Source organism: Pokkaliibacter sp. CJK22405 (genome assembly GCF_046614695.1).
In the GTDB taxonomy this organism is placed as follows: domain Bacteria; phylum Pseudomonadota; class Gammaproteobacteria; order Pseudomonadales; family Balneatricaceae; genus Pokkaliibacter.
This window is the reverse complement of the sequence record NZ_JBKKHQ010000028.1, coordinates 46,711-60,500: the sequence shown is the minus strand read 5'-3', so window position 1 is coordinate 60,500 and position 13,790 is coordinate 46,711. Positions and strand designations below refer to the sequence as shown.

14 protein-coding genes are annotated in these 13,790 nt (G+C 56.0%); 8 read left to right on the top strand and 6 right to left on the bottom strand.

Annotation, left to right across the window (positions count from 1 at the left end):
• Positions 1 to 10 precede the first annotated feature (10 nt).
• Positions 11 to 1,171: a DUF3530 family protein gene (locus ACKC9G_RS17915; RefSeq protein WP_411407967.1), complete on the bottom strand. Its 1,161-nt coding sequence runs from the start codon at positions 1,169 to 1,171 to the stop codon at positions 11 to 13.
• Here ACKC9G_RS17915 and rpe point away from each other — a divergent pair.
• From rpe to ACKC9G_RS17880, 7 genes are all read left to right on the top strand, one after another.
• Positions 1,170 to 1,847, top strand: coding sequence for a ribulose-phosphate 3-epimerase (gene rpe, locus ACKC9G_RS17910; protein ID WP_411407965.1), 678 nt, complete (start codon positions 1,170 to 1,172; stop codon positions 1,845 to 1,847). The two genes, ACKC9G_RS17915 and rpe, sit on opposite strands and share 2 nt — an antisense overlap.
• On the top strand, positions 1,844 to 2,539 hold the full coding sequence (locus tag ACKC9G_RS17905) for a phosphoglycolate phosphatase (RefSeq protein WP_411407963.1): 696 nt from the start codon (positions 1,844 to 1,846) through the stop codon (positions 2,537 to 2,539). Before rpe ends, ACKC9G_RS17905 begins: the two co-directional genes overlap by 4 nt.
• Before the next feature lie 204 nt (positions 2,540 to 2,743).
• Positions 2,744 to 4,228 carry a diguanylate cyclase gene (locus ACKC9G_RS17900; protein ID WP_411407961.1) on the top strand — a complete coding sequence of 495 codons (1,485 nt, stop codon included), beginning with the start codon at positions 2,744 to 2,746 and terminating at the stop codon, positions 4,226 to 4,228.
• Positions 4,229 to 4,387: 159 nt separating this feature from the next.
• A complete protein-coding gene (locus ACKC9G_RS17895) occupies positions 4,388 to 4,981 on the top strand; it encodes an anthranilate synthase component II (protein ID WP_411407959.1) in 594 nt (197 codons plus the stop codon).
• Positions 4,978 to 6,006 carry an anthranilate phosphoribosyltransferase gene (trpD, locus tag ACKC9G_RS17890; RefSeq protein WP_411407957.1) on the top strand — a complete coding sequence of 343 codons (1,029 nt, stop codon included), beginning with the start codon at positions 4,978 to 4,980 and terminating at the stop codon, positions 6,004 to 6,006. Before ACKC9G_RS17895 ends, trpD begins: the two co-directional genes overlap by 4 nt.
• 1 nt (position 6,007) lies before the next feature.
• The gene (trpC, locus tag ACKC9G_RS17885; protein WP_411407955.1) at positions 6,008 to 6,808 is read left to right on the top strand and encodes an indole-3-glycerol phosphate synthase TrpC; all 801 of its coding nucleotides are present in this window, start codon (positions 6,008 to 6,010) and stop codon (positions 6,806 to 6,808) included.
• A gap of 64 nt (positions 6,809 to 6,872) precedes the next feature.
• A complete protein-coding gene (locus ACKC9G_RS17880; protein WP_411407953.1) occupies positions 6,873 to 7,292 on the top strand; it encodes an OsmC family protein in 420 nt (139 codons plus the stop codon).
• A 77-nt stretch (positions 7,293 to 7,369) separates the two neighbouring features.
• Here ACKC9G_RS17880 and fdxA read toward each other — a convergent pair whose 3' ends face one another.
• A complete protein-coding gene (gene fdxA / locus ACKC9G_RS17875) occupies positions 7,370 to 7,693 on the bottom strand; it encodes a ferredoxin FdxA (protein WP_411407951.1) in 324 nt (107 codons plus the stop codon).
• Between the two features lie 71 nt (positions 7,694 to 7,764).
• The gene (gene mutS, locus ACKC9G_RS17870) at positions 7,765 to 10,314 is read right to left on the bottom strand and encodes a DNA mismatch repair protein MutS (RefSeq protein WP_411408027.1); all 2,550 of its coding nucleotides are present in this window, start codon (positions 10,312 to 10,314) and stop codon (positions 7,765 to 7,767) included.
• 334 nt (positions 10,315 to 10,648) lie between these two features.
• Here mutS and ACKC9G_RS17865 point away from each other — a divergent pair, with 334 nt between their 5' ends.
• The gene (locus tag ACKC9G_RS17865) at positions 10,649 to 11,440 is read left to right on the top strand and encodes a phage tail protein (RefSeq protein WP_411407949.1); all 792 of its coding nucleotides are present in this window, start codon (positions 10,649 to 10,651) and stop codon (positions 11,438 to 11,440) included.
• A gap of 50 nt (positions 11,441 to 11,490) precedes the next feature.
• Here ACKC9G_RS17865 and argE read toward each other — a convergent pair whose 3' ends face one another.
• The 3 genes from argE to ACKC9G_RS17850 are packed head-to-tail and all read right to left on the bottom strand — an operon-like array spanning position 11,491 to position 13,752.
• A complete protein-coding gene (argE, locus tag ACKC9G_RS17860; RefSeq protein WP_411407947.1) occupies positions 11,491 to 12,654 on the bottom strand; it encodes an acetylornithine deacetylase in 1,164 nt (387 codons plus the stop codon).
• Positions 12,647 to 13,321, bottom strand: a complete 675-nt coding sequence (locus tag ACKC9G_RS17855; protein ID WP_411407945.1) for a DUF1028 domain-containing protein — start codon at positions 13,319 to 13,321, stop codon at positions 12,647 to 12,649. Before ACKC9G_RS17855 ends, argE begins: the two co-directional genes overlap by 8 nt.
• Complete coding sequence (locus tag ACKC9G_RS17850) at positions 13,318 to 13,752, bottom strand: RidA family protein (RefSeq protein ID WP_411407943.1); 435 nt, start codon at positions 13,750 to 13,752, stop codon at positions 13,318 to 13,320. The genes ACKC9G_RS17855 and ACKC9G_RS17850 overlap by 4 nt, the downstream gene beginning before the upstream one ends.
• Positions 13,753 to 13,790: the final 38 nt, after the last annotated feature.

Here is a 13,790-nt window from a genome sequence, read left to right as displayed (position 1 = left end):
ATCAGACCGATTAGCCTGGCGTACGCGGGTCCACAGGGCGTTCCTGTTGGCGGGTCTTCAGCCAGCCCCGAACTCGCTGAACCAGAAAAGCCCAGTCTTCGGCGGGATTGGCAAAGCGGGGCTGCAGACGGATCTGCTCATAGGCGAGTTTGCCAAAGCGCCGCGCATTATCCCGGCGCATTTTCGCCAACCGGTTGCGGTAATCGCCATGATAGAGGTCCAACACCGGGCCATTGAAACCTGCCAGCGTTGCCATAATGTCGATTGAAATGGGAGCGTCGACCGGGCGGGTATCCACCATAATCAACGTTGTTGACGAGTCGTTTTTACCGGCCAGATACTGGGCCGCTAAAGCTGCCCCGCTACCCACACCCAAAACCACGATTTTCTGCACGCCCTGAGAAGTGAGGTAACTTTCTGCACTCTGAATACGGGTATTCACCAGAGTGACGTAGTCCTGGCGCTGTGTGTCAGCGGCAGCAGAAGCACCGGCAGCATTGGCCGCATCCGGTGGATTTTGCTCGGGCAGGGTGGTGGGTGCATCAGCCGCAGGTGTCGCTGGCGCCGTTGTATTTTCGGCTGGCGCCTGTGATGTGGCGGCGCCTTGCTGTACTTCGCTCATGTTCTTGAGAACAGGCAGGGTGCGTTCCGGAATTGCCGGTAACGGCAGCGGTGGAATCGCCACACTGAGGGTATCCCAGCCGTAATCGGGCAGGGTTGAACGCAAAGCGTGAACCGCCCCCGGCCAGTCAGGATGGGTGCCATCATCCGGTACGATGATCAGACCGCCGGAAACCAGGGCGGTATTACGCGGAACATAAAGCCCCAGGAACTGGTTGGGAGCCTCGCCCAGAGTCAATACCTGAGTCGGTGGGTGCTCCTCCTTTGCCAGTGCGGCAATCTGCTCAGTCACCGGATCGAGTAACACGCGCTCGGCAGGGGCCGCCGCAGTGGTATTCTGCGTTCCAGCTGTGGCAGGCGCTTGCGCCGGATCATTAGTGGTCGCTGGCGCAGGAGGTTCTGCCGCCTCAAGCTGCCAGGCGGAAAGCCCGCAGGCTATCGCCACTGCAAGGGCTGTCGCTTTTACGTATACTGACCCGCGGTGGCGACGCTTTTGCTGCGCAACCCCTGAATCAGACCCGGACTCGGTATTAACGGAACGCCTCATCATGAAAGACTACCTGATTGCTCCTTCGATCCTCTCCGCCGACTTCGCCCGATTGGGGGAAGAAGTGGACGCGGTGCTGGCCGCTGGTGCCGATATCGTACATTTCGATGTGATGGATAACCACTATGTGCCCAACCTGACCATAGGGCCGATGGTTTGCAAGGCGTTGCGCAATTATGGCATTAAGGCGCCTATTGATGTCCACCTTATGGTTAAACCGGTGGATCGCATAATTGGCGATTTTATCGAAGCGGGCGCCAGCTTTATCACTTTTCACCCGGAAGCCTCCGAGCACATCGACCGCTCCTTGCAACTGGTGCGTGACGGTGGCTGCAAATCAGGTCTGGTGCTGAACCCTGCGACTCCGCTGCATGTGCTTGAACATGTGTTGGATAAGGTCGATATGATTTTGCTGATGTCCGTTAACCCGGGCTTTGGTGGTCAGAAGTTTATTCCGCACACCCTTGAAAAAATCCGCCAGACGCGTGCGTTGATAGACCGCTCCGGGCTGGATATTCGTCTGGAAGTCGACGGTGGGGTGGGGATCAATAACATTGGCGAGATTGCCAAAGCGGGCGCAGATACCTTTGTTGCGGGCTCGGCGATCTTCAATACCGACGACTACGCGGCGACGATTCAGGCGATGCGCGATGAACTGTTGAAACAGGCTTCGGTATGAGTCAGTTGATCGACGAGGTTTGCGGGCAAACCTGCCAGGGCGTGCTTTTTGATCTGGACGGCACGCTGGTGGACTCCGTGCCTGATCTGGCAGCGGCGCTTGATGAAATGCTGACCGCGCTGGGTAAACCGCCCGCCGGCATTGAAGGTGCTCGGCACTGGGTGGGTAATGGTGCGACCTTGCTGATCAAGCGAGCGCTGACTCATGAGATGTATCCTACAGACGACCATCCTGCCTTGTTGCAGCATTTGTCAGATGCCGAAGGACTTTTCGCCAGTGCGTATGAGCGCCTGAATGGACAGAATGCCTGCCTTTATCCCGGTGTCAGCCAAGCGCTTCAACAGTTACAGGATCAGGGGCTTAAGCTGGCGGTGGTGACCAATAAACCGGAGCGTTACGTTCCTGCATTACTGGAACATCTGGGGATTCGCCAATACTTCAGCGTGATCATCGGTGGCGATACCCTGCCACAGCGAAAGCCAGACCCTGCGCAATTACTGCTGGCTGTCGAGCGCTTACAGGTGCCGAAAGCGGCATGTGTGATGGTGGGGGATTCCCGCCATGACATCGAAGCTGCGCGAAACGCCGCAATGGCCGCCATTGGTGTGCCCTATGGCTATAATCATGGTGAACCCATCACCACAGCCTCTCCTGACCGGGTCGTTGAGCAACTGACCGAGTTGACCGCCTGAGCAGTTAACGAGCTTCTTCCATCGTTATCTGTCCCAAGTTGAGAAAAAATCCTGCCATATCGCCAGCGTGTGAGAGAAATCCATCACTCTGGCGATATTCGTTTGTAAATACTGGCTTTTTAGCCACAGAAAGTTTGACCTGAGTGAACGGCAGAGTAAGTTTAATACTTGGGGCTTATTCGATTTAAGGACTGTGGCACTCGCATGATCCAGGCATTTCCTTTCCAATCGGCAGATTCTATTGAACACATGCTGGAGAAAATCTTCGCGCATGTGGAAGTAGCGGTCATCCTGACGGATGCGACCCGGCAGATCCTGATGATTAATCCTTTCGGGCTGAAGATGTTCGGCTATCGGGAAGGGGAGATTCTTGGGCAGTCAGTGCGATGTCTTTACGCAGAGCAGGAAGAGTACGTCACTCAGGGCGCCCAGCGTTTCAACTACCCACTGGGAACTCATTCGGATGTGCAGTCCTACGTGCAGTTCCGCCGTAAGGATGGCAGCATTTTTACCGGTGAGGTTCATGGCGGGCAGATGCGCCCCAGTAAGGAAGATGGCCTTTACTACCTTGGCTTTGTGAAGGATGTGACTTCCCGCCTGGCCGCTGATCAGGCACTCAGTGCGCTGCATAAAATCACTTCATCGCGCAAGATGTCTCATCATGAACGGGTGCAGGCCATTATTGATCTGGGCTGTTGTCACTTCGGTTTACCCATCGGCTTCTTCGGCAAGAAACAGGATGATCATTACCAGGTGCTCTGGAGCCGCCACCCCGAGAATGCCTATCCGCCCGGCGCTCAGCTTAATCTGAGCCAAACCTACTACCACCAGATTCTGGATAGCGCCGATGTGCTGGCCTTTAGCCATCTGGCCAGTGCGCCGCTGTCGGCGCAGGCCAGTTTCCACGCCTTGGGTGCTGAGGCGGTGCTTGCCGCACCGGTATTTCTTGATGGTGAGCCTTATGGCACCCTCAATTTTCTGAGCCCCGTGACCTGTGTGCCTTTCTCGAATCAGGATGTGGAGCTGGTGCGTCTCTTTGCCGAATGGATCGGAAACGAAGTTGCCCGTGCAAAGGATATTGAAGCGCTGAAAGAAGCGCAGGAGCGTCTGCAGCGACTCGCCACCACCGATACTCTGACCCAACTTTATAACCGTCGGTTTGCCGAACAGGCGCTGGTGCAGGAAATCGACCGCAGTCGCCGTTACCACCAGCCTTTTACTCTGGTGCAGATTGATTTCGACCACTTCAAGAATGTGAATGATAAATACGGCCATGAAGTGGGAGACTTGGCGTTGTGTTATTTCGCCGATGCGATCATGCAGCTCAAGCGGGCGCCTGACATGATTTGCCGCTGGGGCGGTGAAGAGTTTGTCGCCATTCTTCCCAGCACGGCAATTCAGGGCGCTGCGACCTTTATCGCACGTGTGGCTTGTTATCTTGCTGATCATCCTCTCTATGTGGAGGGTGACCCTGTGATCTTGCGCCTGAGCGCCGGGGTGGCAACCTACGCCGAGGGTGATAACTTGCAGACACTTTACGCCCGCGCGGATAAGGCGATGTATCAGGCCAAGCATCAGGGGCGCAACTGCATCGTTGATGAAAATGATCAGTGCTATGGCTGTCATGATGTCGCTGATGCTAAGGCGATGCTCCCTCCGGATATTTCCCCTGAACCTGATGAGGCCTAAAACGCCCTGATGCAGGACATTGCTGCGATCTTCCCGTACAATCCCCGCCTCGAATCAGAAGAAGAAAACGCGCCACAGGGTCGGGTTTTCTTCTTGGTTTTCTCACTCTTTGTTATCTAGCAAGGACATCATCATTGTCAGGCTATTGCGGGTCGATTCATGCTGTTGATGATCGATAACTTCGATTCCTTTACCTACAACGTCGTTCAGTATCTGCAAACACTGGGCGCCGATGTCTGCGTTAAGCGCAATGATGAGCTGGATCGCCAGGCACTGGCGCGTCTTAATCCCACCCATGTGGTGATATCCCCCGGTCCCTGTGATCCTGATCAGGCCGGTATTTCTCTGGAAGCACTCGACTATTTTGCCGGACGCGTACCTGTGCTAGGCATTTGCCTCGGGCATCAGTGTATTGGCCAGTTTTTTGGCGGCCACGTGGTGCGCGCAGGGCAGGTGATGCATGGTAAAACCTCGCTGGTGACGCACCGTAACCAAGGCGTTTTTCAGGGGCTGAACCAACCTCTTCGCGCTACCCGCTATCACTCGCTGGTGATTGACAAGACACGCCTGCCTGACTGTCTGGAAGTGACCGCCTGGACCACTCACCAGAACGGTGAGATGGAAGAAATCATGGGCGTTCGTCATAAACAGCTTGAGGTAGAAGGGGTACAATTCCATCCAGAGTCCATAATGACAGAACAGGGCCATGCGTTATTGGCCAACTTTCTCACTCGCCAGGAGGGTCGTCGATGAATATGCAGCAAGCCATTCGGCAGGTAATGGCTAATGAAGATTTCTCTGCCGAGCAGATGCAGGAGCTGATGGCGCTGGTGATGACCGGGGAAGCAACCCCTGCCCAGATCGGCGGTTTTCTGATTGGCCTGACCATGAAAGGCGAAACCGTGGATGAGATCGTTGGTGCTGCGCGCACTATGCGAAGCCTCGCCACTCGCGTCGATGTGGATGTGCCGAACCTGATTGATACCTGCGGTACAGGCGGTGACGGTGCTCATGTGTTTAACGTTTCCACCGCATCGGCCTTTGTGGTCGCGGCAGCCGGTGGTCACGTAGCCAAGCACGGCAACCGTGCGGCATCTTCCTCCAGCGGCAGTGCGGATGTGCTGGAAGCCGCGGGCGTGAACCTCGCGCTGACACCTTCCCAGGTCGTGCAGTGCATTAAAGAGGTGGGTGTTGGTTTCATGTTTGCACCAGCCCATCACGGCGCGATGAAGCATGCTATCGGGCCGCGCAAGGAAATGGGCGTTCGTACTATTTTCAACCTGCTAGGCCCATTGACGAACCCCGCGCTGGCCCCCAATCAGTTACTGGGTGTTTTCAGTCATCGCTGGCTGCGTCCGGTGGCAGAAACCCTGAGCCAGCTTGGCTCCGACCATGTGTTGGTCGTGCATGCTGCCGATGGTCTGGATGAGATTTCCATCGCCTCGGACACCTTCGTTGCAGAACTTAAAGACGGTGAAATCCGTGAATACCAGATTTCCCCGGAAGATTTTGGCCTGGCTCGCAGCCCGCTGAATGAGCTGGTCGTTGACACCCCGCAGGCAAGTTATGCGCTGATCCGTGATGCGCTAACCGGGCAGGGTGGTGGTGCGACCGATATCGTTCGCCTGAATGCAGGTGCGGCGATTTACGCAGCAGGTCTGGCGTCCAGCCTGCAAAGCGGGATTGATGTCGCCACGGATATGATTGCTAGCGGCAAGGCGATCGCCAAGCTCGAAGCGTTGGTCGCCCTTACGCAGAAAATGGCAGGAGAGAAATAACATGAGTAGCTGTGCACCTACCGTTTTGCGTCGCATTCTGGCTCGCAAACAGGAAGAAATTGCCGAGCGTCTGAAAAGTACGCCAGTGGCTGCCCTGGAGGCGCTGGCCAAAGAGCAAAGCGCGCCGCGCGGTTTTTACAACAGCATGAAAGCCCGTATTGAAGCCGGTGATGCGGCGGTTATCGCCGAGGTGAAGAAAGCCTCCCCCAGTAAAGGGCTGCTGCGCGCTGACTTTCGTCCTGCTGAAATTGCCCAGTCCTATGAGAAAGGCGGTGCTGCCTGTCTGTCAGTTCTGACGGATCGTGATTTCTTTCAGGGTCATGAGGACTACCTGCAACAGGCGCGTGCAGCCTGCGCACTGCCGGTGATTCGCAAGGATTTTATCGTCGATGCCTATCAGGTTTCTGAGGCCCGTGCGATTGGTGCTGACTGCATTCTGTTGATCGTCGCGGCACTGGACTTCCCACAGATGAAAGACCTGCACGATCAGGCCCGTGAACTCGGCATGGATGTGCTGGTGGAAGTACACGGTGAGGATGAGCTGGAACACGCGCTGAACCTGTCGACCCCGCTGGTCGGTGTGAACAACCGTGATTTGCACACCTTTGAGGTGAGCCTGAACAATACCTATCGCTTGCTGGATCGTATGCCGGCAGACCGTCTGGTCGTGACTGAAAGCGGCATCCATACCCGCGCGGATGTGGATGCGATGCGTGAGCATCAGGTGAATGCGTTCCTCGTGGGTGAAGCCTTTATGCGTGCCCAGGAGCCTGGCGAGCAGCTGCGTACCCTGTTTTTCTGAGGCCGGATATCACCTCGGGCCTTAAGAGTTGTGTTTTGAAGATTGGATTTTCTGAGGAGTCAGAATGAAAACCGTAGTGAACTGGCGTGGAGGCGTACACTTCCAGGCTGACACCGATAGTGGCCACACTCTGGATATGGATGGCGCGCCTTCCATCGGTGGTGAAAACAAGGGCGCTCGCCCAATGGAAATGGTACTGGCCGGTCTGGGTGGCTGTTCCTCCATCGACGTTATGACCATGCTGCAGAAGTCCCGTCAGGACGTTAAGGACTGTCAGGTGCAGATCGAAGCTCAGCGTGCGGATGCCGTGCCTGCCATCTTCACCAAGATCCACATGCACTTTGTCGTCAAAGGCACTGGCCTGAACGAAAACCACGTAAAGCGTGCGGTTCAGCTCTCTGCTGACAAGTACTGCTCAGTGTCTATCATGCTGAGCAAAGGTGGCGTGGAAATCTCCCACACCTATGAAATTCAGGAAGCCTGATTTCAGTCGCCGCATGTTGCGAATACAAAAAAGCCTGTCTTGTGACAGGCTTTTTTTATTGGGGAAGGCTGCAGCGCTCAGCGCTTTAACAATGCCAGTTTATCCGGCTTTCCATCCCACTCGGCAGCATCCTCAAGGGGCGCTTTCTGTTCGGTAATACAGGGCCAGATTTCCGCCAGTTCAGCGTTAATCTCCACAAAGGGCACCATTTCTGCCGGCAGGTCATCCTCAGAGAAGATCGCCTCTGCCGGACATTCCGGTTCGCAAAGACCGCAGTCGATGCACTCATCAGGATGAATAACCAGAAAGTTGGGCCCTTCATAAAAACAGTCGACGGGGCAGACATCGACACAGTCCGTGTACTTGCACTGGATGCAGTTTTCAGTGACGACATAAGTCATGGGATTCTCCTGTGCTTCCCTTGCCCTACGCTGCAACAGCTCAGGGGCTCATCAAAGTGATTGCGACGACCTTAGGCCTTGAGTGCTTTAAGATCGTACAGCAATGCCAGCGCCTCACGGGGCGTCAGGTTATCCGGATCAATGGATTGCAGTTTCTCTTCAAGCGCACTGGGCATCGCGGCAAACATATCAGCTTGCATCGGCTGGTGTGGCTGTTGAACTGCTTTGTTTTCAGTGCTGGTCGCACCCGGTTTTTGCAAGTTCTCAAGGTAGTGCAGCTTTTCGCGTGCCTTGCTGATGACGCCACCCGGCACTCCGGCCAGTTTGGCGACCTGTATCCCGTAGCTTTGGCTGGCCGGGCCTTCCTCAACACTGTGCAGGAAGATGATGTTGTCCTGATGCTCGGTGGCAGTCAGGTGGACGTTAGCCGTGGTGGAGAAATCCTCCGGCAAGGCTGTCAGTTCAAAGTAGTGGGTGGCAAAGAGCGTCAGCGCCTGGCGTGTGGCCAGCCATTCTGCCGCGGACCAGGCCAAGGACAGACCATCAAAAGTGCTGGTACCACGACCGACTTCGTCCATCAGCACCAGACTCTGGCGGGTCGCGTTGTGCAAAATATTGGCTGTCTCCGTCATCTCGACCATGAAGGTGGAGCGACCACCCGCGAGATCATCGGAGGAGCCCATGCGGGTAAATATCCGGTCGACGACACCCACCTCTGCGCTTTGTGCGGGTACAAAGCTGCCGATATGGGCCAGCAACGTGATCAGGGCAATCTGGCGCATATAGGTCGATTTACCGCCCATGTTCGGACCGGTAATGACCAGCATGCGGCGGTCCTGATCAAGACGAATATCATTAGCGACAAAAGGATCACGGCTGACATTCTCAACCACCGGGTGGCGACCCTGTTCGATCAGCAGGGTGCTGTCTGCCACCAGCGTCGGGCAGCAGTAATTCTGACTGTCGGCACGTTCGGCCAGATTGGTGAGCACGTCCAGCTCGGACAGGCTCATGGCGGAATCCTGTAATGCGCCCAGCTCCTCATTGAGGCGGTCAAGCAGCAACTCATACAGCTCACGCTCACGTGCCAGCGCGCGGCTCTTGGCGCTCAGCGCTTTATCCTCAAAGGCTTTCAGCTCAGGGGTAATAAAACGCTCGGCATTTTTCAGGGTCTGGCGACGAATATAGCGGGCGGGCACATTGTCGGACTGGCTGCGGCCAATTTCGATGTAATAACCGTGCACACGGTTGTAACCCACCTTCAGGGTCGAAATGCCGGTTTGCTCACGCTCCTGGGTTTCCAGCTTGACCAGAAACTCGCCTGCATGCTCGCTAAGGCCGCGCAGTTCATCAAGATCGGCATCATAGCCGGGAGCGATCACTCCGCCATCACGCACCACCACGGGCGGGTTATCAATGATGGCGCGGGCCAGTTCATCCGCCAGCGACGGAAAGGTGCCAATGCCTTCGGCGAGGTGACGCAGCAGTGGCGTTTCCGCCTGCGTCAGGCTCTCTTGCAGGCCGGGCAGTGCGGCGAGGCTCAGTTTGAGCTTTTCCAGATCTCGGGGGCGGGCGCTTCGTAAGGCCACACGGGCCAGAATGCGCTCCAGATCGCCAATGGGTTTGAGATGCGCTTGCAGCTCACTCCAGAGGAAAGTGTCGAGCAGTAACTTCAGGCTATTCTGGCGTGCTTCGAGACGCTCAATATCACGTAGGGGGCGGTGCAACCAGCGGCGCAGCATACGGCTGCCCATCGGCGTGACGCACTGATCAATCACACTGGCCAGCGTATTCTCGGGGCCGCCGTTAAGGTTGCGTTCCAACTCCAGGTTGCGGCGCGTTGCCGCATCGAGAATGACGCTTTCTTCGCGGTTTTCCGTGCCGATGGAACGAATATGGGGCAGGGCGGTACGCTGAGTGTCTTTGGCGTACTGCAGCAGACAGCCAGCCGCCGTCAGCGCCAGTTTCAGGTGTGCGCAACCAAAACCTTCGAGGGAGCGGGTGCCGAACTGATCATTCAGCTGGCGCATGGCCGTATCCAACTCAAAGTTCCAGGGGGGCATCATGCGCACGCCACGGCGCTTGCTTAACCACTCGGGCCAGCGATGTTCTTCAGAAATCAGGGTTTCGGCAGGGTTCAAGCGCTCGACTTCGCTCTGCAGTGCCTCTTCACCTTCAATTTCAATCACGCTGAAACGGCCGCTGGAAATATCCAGTACCGATAAGCCAAAGTGACCTTCGTGAGGCGCAATCGCCATCAGCAGGTTGTCTCGACGGTCTTCCAGGAAGGCTTCATCGGACAACGTTCCCGGTGTGACGATACGGCTTACCTGACGATCCACCGGGCCTTTACTGGTGGCTGGGTCGCCCACCTGTTCGCAAATCACGACCGACTCACCCATACGCACCAGCCGTGCGATATAGCCTTCCGCCGCATGATGGGGAATGCCCGCCATCGGGATGGGCTGACCGCCGGACTGGCCGCGAGTGGTCTGGGTAATATCCAGCAAACGGGCCGCCTTACGCGCATCGTCATAAAACAGCTCGTAGAAATCCCCCATGCGATAAAACAGCAATTGATGGGGATGATCAGCCTTGAGACGCAGGTATTGCTGCATCATGGGCGTATGAGCAGCAAGGTCGAGATTTGCTTTGGTATTCAATGACTTGGCAATCCTTGAGAATACTTTGGGGCGGTATTGGGGCAATTCATTGTGGCGAATGAATTCACGCAAATGGGCACCGCGGATGTGGCTGGTAATGTTGCCATTGTTCCGAATTGGCTTCAAATATTCAGCGGTGTTAGCCCGTCACTCGTTTTGCTGGCGTTTTAACTCAACCAAAGCTGCCTTAAATCAACACTATTACCCTTTCGTTAGTCTAAATGGCTGGCGGAGGTCTGTTCCTTAATCTAGCTTTGAAATGTTTCAAAATCAGACCTTTAAGGGATAGAGCATGAAAGGATTAGTGAAGTTGGGTATCGCTATTGCTGTAGTGTCAGCAGGCTCCTTTGGAACACCGAATAAAGCCATGGCATGTGGCCCTGATGATTACCTGGGTACGGTCTGTACCTTTGCCGCCAATTTCTGTCCTGATGGATGGCTGCCTGCCGATGGTCGTTCGATCACGGTAAATTCAAATCCGGCGTTGTATTCACTCTTGAGTAACTATTATGGCGGATCCGGGGTTACAACCTTTAACCTTCCTGATTTGCGTGGTCGGGTTTCGGTGGGAACAGGAGCGAGTCCGTTTCTGGGAGCCACCATCAATGTTGGCACCCAGTTTGGGCAGAAGCAGATAACCCAACTGGTGCCGTTGCCTGCGCATACTCATACTGCCACCTTTGTCCCTCAAACCTCTTCGGTGGCAATACCTGCTACGCCTTCCACGCTGCAAGTGACTTCCAGTATTCCTGTTAATACCACTCAAGTGGGAAGCTCTACACCTGCGGCAGGCCAGAACTATCTTGGAGGGGTAAAAGTGACTGCGGGGGTATCACAAAGCACGGTGGTGGGGCCTTACTCAACCCAGACGCCTGATGCGACATCGACCGTTGCCGTTAGTACTCAGGTGAGCGGTTCGTCGGGCTTCCCGGGTACATCGGTACAAGCAGTGACCGGAGGCACCGTCGCCGTTGGCGGCACAGGTATCAATGGCGCGACGATGACTACGCCTACGCTGCCACCTTCGCTGGGAATGACGACCTGTATTATGGCGGAAGGAGGGGTTTATCCTCCCCGCCCTTAATCGCTGAGCCTGCAGTAAAAAGCCGAGAGTCAATCTCGGCTTTTTTCGTTTTATCGGTCTGCGGCGTTATCGCTCATCCACTGACAAAGGTTATCCAGCATGGTCATACAGCCGTTGAGCTGATCGACACTCACAAACTCATCGGGTTTGTGGCCCTGCTCCATACTGCCGGGGCCACAGACGAGGGTAGCGATGCCCATCTCATCAAAGAGCCCTCCTTCGGTACCAAAGGCCACGGTACTGGAGCGATCGCTTCCTGCCCATTCACTCAGCCATTGGGCAAAGTCGGATTGTGGGTCTGTCAGCAGGCCCGGATAGGCGCTCAGGGGTTCAAATGCGATGTTGGAATCCGCATGCACCTGACGCATCGCCGGTACCAGGCTGTCACTGGCATAGCGCTGGATCGCCGCCATGGTTCCATCGACATCTGCCTCGGGCAGGTAGCGCATCTCGAAGTCGAACTGGCAGGCTTCCGGGACGATATTGAGCGCAGCGCCGCCGCGAATGGTGCCTGTTTGCAGGGTGCTAAAAGGCGGGTCAAAGCGCGCATCCCGAATGGCTTTTAACGGCTCGGCAATTTCCGTCATTTTGCCAATGAGCCTGGCGGCGTACTCAATGGCATTGACCCCTTCCGGTGCGTAGGCCGAATGGCAGGCATGGCCCTGCACTTTGCAGCGCATGGCGACCTTGCCTTTATGGCCGTACACCGGCTGCATACTGGTCGGCTCACCGATAATGCACATCGCGGGCTTTTCCGGTGAGGCCTTCAGGTGTTCGATCAGGCTACGTACCCCAAGACAGCCGACTTCTTCATCGTAAGAAAACGCCAGATGAAGCGGCATACGCAATGGTTGCAGTTGAAAGCGGGGCAGGGCATCCAGCACGCAGGCGATAAAGCCTTTCATATCGGCACTGCCACGGCCGTAGCAGCGGCCATCCTGCTCAGTGAGCTGAAACGGCGGGTGGCTCCAGGCCTGACCGTCCACGGGGACAACGTCCGTGTGCCCGGAAAGCATCACGCCGCCATCGCCCGCTGGACCAAGGCGAGCATACAGGTTCGCCTTGGTGTGTTCGTCATTGAAGATCAGTGTTGATTCGATACCGAGCCGCTCGAGATGATCACGGATGGCGTGAATCAGCTCAATGTTGGACTCGCGGCTGGTGGTATCAAAGCTCAGCAGCTGGTTCAGCATTGCCCGAAGTGAATTATTCATCACCGGGCACGCCGTAGCTTGGCGCTTCACGCGGATCAAGAGCGCGCGTCACATAAGCCTGCATCTGCGGCTCGTAATCATGCCAGAGCTTGGCAAGCTCGGCGACCGGGGCGTCATCGGCCCAGTCGACACGCAGGTCTACCAGTGGCCAGGTGTAGTCATCGACCACTTTGACTGCCGCTGAGTGCACAGGGCCCGCTTCACCGCCATTGTCCACACCGGCCTGCAGGGCGTTAATCAAACGCTCGGTCAGCTCGCCGCTGGAGTTTTCAAAGGCATCAACCATGGCATTGATGACCGCCTGACTGGAGAGCATATTACCCGCCACCACACAGTTTTTGCCCTGAACCATGTTATGCACACCAAGGGTATCGGTGCCGCTGAAGCAGCTGGTTTCACCAGTGGCGCCGATCACTGTGACCTGGCGATAGCTGCTGAAGCGATCATCCGCGAGGGATTGTTTCATAGCCTGATCAGGCGACAAACCTGCTTCCAGACGCGAAAGAATCTGATGGCCCAGCGCTGGAAGGGTAATGTTCTGCGTTGATACCGCGCCGACACCGGCTTGCAGCCAGGGGCAGCGCGCGCCTACAGCAATACTGGAAGAGCTGATCGCAATGCCCAGTTGTCCGGTTTCAGCACAGCGTGCGGTAATGGAAATAGTCATTTGTCCTCCTTGGCTTCCCAGTCATCAGGGATCACCGCGATTACGTCGATTTCCATCAGCCATTCAGGCTGGGCAAGACCTGCCACCACCAGACCAGTGGAGATGGGGTAGACCCCTTTTAGCCATTTGCCGACTTCACGGTAGACCGGCTCACGAAAGCGCGGGTCAGTGATGTAGGTGGTGGTTTTGACGATGTGGGAAAGATCGCTGCCGGCTTCTTCCAGCAACTGCTTGACGTTCTTCATCGCCTGTTCGGTTTGCGCCTGCGGCAGACCAAGGCCGACCAGCTTGCCATCAAAATCCGTCCCTACCTGACCGCGAACATAAACGGTGTTGCCAGCGCGCACGGCCTGACAAAGGTCATTGTCCAGCGACTGGTTAGGATAGGTTTCCTTGGTGTTGAACATCCGGATACGAGTATGAGTTGCCATGATGAATCCTGAATACCGTTAAATAAGTGAGGTTCCGG

Bases quoted from the DNA above. Each gene is read 5' to 3' on its own strand.
- rpe (WP_411407965.1), top strand. From the start codon at position 1,170: ATGAAAGACTACCTGATTGCTCCTTCGATCCTCTCCGCCGACTTCGCC.
- ACKC9G_RS17915 (WP_411407967.1), bottom strand. From the start codon at position 1,171: ATGATGAGGCGTTCCGTTAATACCGAGTCCGGGTCTGATTCAGGGGTT.
- ACKC9G_RS17905 (WP_411407963.1), top strand. From the start codon at position 1,844: ATGAGTCAGTTGATCGACGAGGTTTGCGGGCAAACCTGCCAGGGCGTG.
- ACKC9G_RS17900 (WP_411407961.1), top strand. From the start codon at position 2,744: ATGATCCAGGCATTTCCTTTCCAATCGGCAGATTCTATTGAACACATG.
- ACKC9G_RS17895 (WP_411407959.1), top strand. From the start codon at position 4,388: ATGCTGTTGATGATCGATAACTTCGATTCCTTTACCTACAACGTCGTT.
- trpD (WP_411407957.1), top strand. From the start codon at position 4,978: ATGAATATGCAGCAAGCCATTCGGCAGGTAATGGCTAATGAAGATTTC.
- trpC (WP_411407955.1), top strand. From the start codon at position 6,008: ATGAGTAGCTGTGCACCTACCGTTTTGCGTCGCATTCTGGCTCGCAAA.
- ACKC9G_RS17880 (WP_411407953.1), top strand. From the start codon at position 6,873: ATGAAAACCGTAGTGAACTGGCGTGGAGGCGTACACTTCCAGGCTGAC.
- fdxA (WP_411407951.1), bottom strand. From the start codon at position 7,693: ATGACTTATGTCGTCACTGAAAACTGCATCCAGTGCAAGTACACGGAC.
- mutS (WP_411408027.1), bottom strand. From the start codon at position 10,314: ATGATGCAGCAATACCTGCGTCTCAAGGCTGATCATCCCCATCAATTG.
- ACKC9G_RS17865 (WP_411407949.1), top strand. From the start codon at position 10,649: ATGAAAGGATTAGTGAAGTTGGGTATCGCTATTGCTGTAGTGTCAGCA.
- argE (WP_411407947.1), bottom strand. From the start codon at position 12,654: ATGAATAATTCACTTCGGGCAATGCTGAACCAGCTGCTGAGCTTTGAT.
- ACKC9G_RS17855 (WP_411407945.1), bottom strand. From the start codon at position 13,321: ATGACTATTTCCATTACCGCACGCTGTGCTGAAACCGGACAACTGGGC.
- ACKC9G_RS17850 (WP_411407943.1), bottom strand. From the start codon at position 13,752: ATGGCAACTCATACTCGTATCCGGATGTTCAACACCAAGGAAACCTAT.